The sequence below is a fragment of the Sphingobium sp. S6 genome, assembly GCF_905120495.1.
Classification (GTDB): domain Bacteria; phylum Pseudomonadota; class Alphaproteobacteria; order Sphingomonadales; family Sphingomonadaceae; genus Sphingobium; species Sphingobium agri.
This window is the reverse complement of the sequence record NZ_CAJHOG010000039.1, coordinates 1-2,435: the sequence shown is the minus strand read 5'-3', so window position 1 is coordinate 2,435 and position 2,435 is coordinate 1. Positions and strand designations below refer to the sequence as shown.

At 57.9% G+C, this 2,435-nt stretch carries 3 protein-coding genes and 1 pseudogene; 1 reads left to right on the top strand and 3 read right to left on the bottom strand.

Annotated features, from left to right (window positions below; all coding sequences use genetic code 11):
* Nucleotides 1-55: 55 nt before the first annotated feature.
* Nucleotides 56-724: pseudogene (locus SPHS8_RS20245) on the top strand (IS5 family transposase); the annotation flags it as partial.
* A gap of 461 nt (nucleotides 725-1,185) precedes the next feature.
* Here the strand turns inward: SPHS8_RS20245 and SPHS8_RS20240 are convergent.
* From SPHS8_RS20240 to SPHS8_RS20230, 3 genes are read right to left on the bottom strand one after another with little or no spacing between them, the layout of a single operon-like run.
* Entirely contained in the window at nucleotides 1,186-1,518 is a 333-nt protein-coding gene (locus SPHS8_RS20240) for a BrnA antitoxin family protein (RefSeq protein ID WP_007682049.1), read from the bottom strand.
* Nucleotides 1,499-1,798: a BrnT family toxin gene (locus SPHS8_RS20235; RefSeq protein WP_013041561.1), complete on the bottom strand. Its 300-nt coding sequence runs from the start codon at nucleotides 1,796-1,798 to the stop codon at nucleotides 1,499-1,501. Before SPHS8_RS20235 ends, SPHS8_RS20240 begins: the two co-directional genes overlap by 20 nt.
* Nucleotides 1,799-1,838: 40 nt before the next feature.
* Nucleotides 1,839-2,375, bottom strand: a complete 537-nt coding sequence (locus tag SPHS8_RS20230; protein WP_051184012.1) for a recombinase family protein — start codon at nucleotides 2,373-2,375, stop codon at nucleotides 1,839-1,841.
* Nucleotides 2,376-2,435 lie beyond the last annotated feature (60 nt).

Genomic DNA, 2,435 nt, shown 5'->3' with positions numbered 1-2,435 from the left:
TACCGGATTTGTTCGCTCTTAGCGTGCAGATACGTCACTTTCGTGTAGTCACCCCGAAATCGTCGAAGCCATTTTCTATCTGCTACGGGCAGGATGTCCCTGGCGGCTTTTGCCCGACAGTTTTCCGCCATGGCGCACGGTATACCAGTGGTTCTGCACCTTGCGCGACGATGGGGTATTCGAAAGCCTCAATCATCATCTCGTTCGGATCGATCGCATCCGGACAGGGCGAGAACCAGCACCATCCGCGGCAGTCATCGACAGCCAGAGCGTGAAGACCACCGAAGCAGGCGGACCTCGTGGTTACGACGCAGGCAAGAAGACCATGGGACGCAAACGCCATGCAATGGTCGATACCGATGGTCGCGCCCTTATCATACTGGTCCATCCTGCCGATGTGCAGGACCGCGATGGCGCGGTGCCCTTGCTCCAGCAGTCTCACCAGCGGCATCCCTTCGTCGCGCGCGCCTATGCCGACAGCGCCTACAACAGCGATCGCGTCCGGGACGCCACCTCCATTACGATCGAAATCGTCCGCAAATTCGCCGATCAGACCGGCTTCGTCGTCCATCCCAGACGATGGATCGTCGAACGCACCTTCGCATGGATCAACCGCAATCGCCGTCTGGCCAAAGACTTCGAGCGGACCATCAAATCCGCAACCGCGCTCCTCTATGCCGCCGCTGCCATCGTCCTCATCCGACGCATCGCTCGTTACCCATGAGATTCAAGACAGACTCTTAACAAAATTTCGTTACTTGACGGATTTCTTGGACTTAGGGTTGCAGTGCGCCGCATGTAGATGGCTGTTCGTGGAGAAAGACAACGTGATACGTATGTTGGGTGAATTTTGGCCAGATATATTCGTGATCTTACTGGTCTGTTCGCTCGTATCATTTGCAAACCAAAAATTCGGAATATTTGTCGCTACTCCGATAACATTGGGATCGACTGCATTAACGCTATTGCTCGGAGCCGCTGGGGCGACATGATTCTACTCTTATCTTCCTTTTGGCCTTGGCTTGTTCCAGCAATTGCGTGGATCGGATTTTTCACCGGTCGCTATTTTAGAAGAAAGAGCATAGCGAAAAACACATGATTGCCGCAACTCTGGCGGCTTCGCGCGCCTACGCCGGGCCGGGTTACTCCCGGCCGTGAAAGCGGCATCCATCTGCGGCCTGCACGTCAAGCGTGTCGGCGCTCCTTCGCAGCCGCCAACATCTCGCGCCGAAGGATTGCGTTCATGCGAGCCTGATAGCCCTTGCCCTGGGATTTGAGCCAAGCAAGCACATCGGCGTCGAGCCGCGCCGTTACCTGCTGCTTGATCGGCTTATAGAACCGTCCACGCTCGGCGGTCTTCCAGAAATCCTCTGTCAGCGTCGGGGCATCACTATAGTCGATACCGCTATCCGGCATCGCCTGCAGGGCATCCAGCTCGGCCTTCTGTGCCTCGGTCAAGGGGGGCAGATTGCCCGGATCGAGCTGGAAGCGGACGGTATCAGCGTCTTTCTTCTTCATAACGTCGTCTTTCCTTTCGATCGGCTTTTCGGGCCGAAATGATATGGATGATCTCCACATATTCGCCGTCGTCGTCATCCTCAGCGACGGTGTGGGCCACCAGCAGGAGTAAATGTCCTTCGACCAGGCCCAAGGTCTGCCATCGTTGCTCGCCGCCTTCGATCCGATCATGCACGCTAAGCGCAAAGGGGTCTGCGAAGGCGCTGGCGGCCGTCTCGAAACTGATGCCATGCTTTCTCAGATTGCTCTCGGCTTTGGCTGGGTGCCAGGAAAAGCGCATGGATAACATGACGGGAATATAATTATATTTTTGTCGTTATTCAAGGCGTATCCTTGACCGGCGCTGACCACCCGATCCGCTCCAACGTGTCCGTCAATGTTGATCGCGGCACGCTGAACGTGCGAGAAACCGACGCTTTGCTGGCCCCATTGGACAGAGCGGCAACTATCAACTGCATCTTTTCCGCGGCGATCGTCGGCGGTCGTCCACCTTGTCGGCCCCGCCGCTTTGCGGCGGCCAGGCCCGCCATGATCCGCTCCCGCGTCAACGCTCGCTCGTATTGGGCGAGCGCGCCGAACAGCGAGAACAGCAACTCGCCATGCGGCGTGGTGGTATCCATCTGTTCGGTCAGCGACCGGAAGGCGATGCCGCGTTCCTTGAGGTCGGTGACGATCGCCAGCAGGTGCGGCAGCGAGCGGCCGAGCCGATCGAGCTTCCAGACAACCAGCGTGTCGCCGGCGTTCATGTAGTCGAGGCAGGCTTTCAGGCCGGCGCGATCGTCGCGCGCACCGGAAGCCTTGTCGGAGTAGAGGTGCCGTTGATCGACACCAGCGGCCGTGAGCGCATCGCGTTGCAGATCGACCGGCTCTGTTGCAAAAATCGTGAAGCTTGAGCATGCTTGGCGGAGATTGGACGG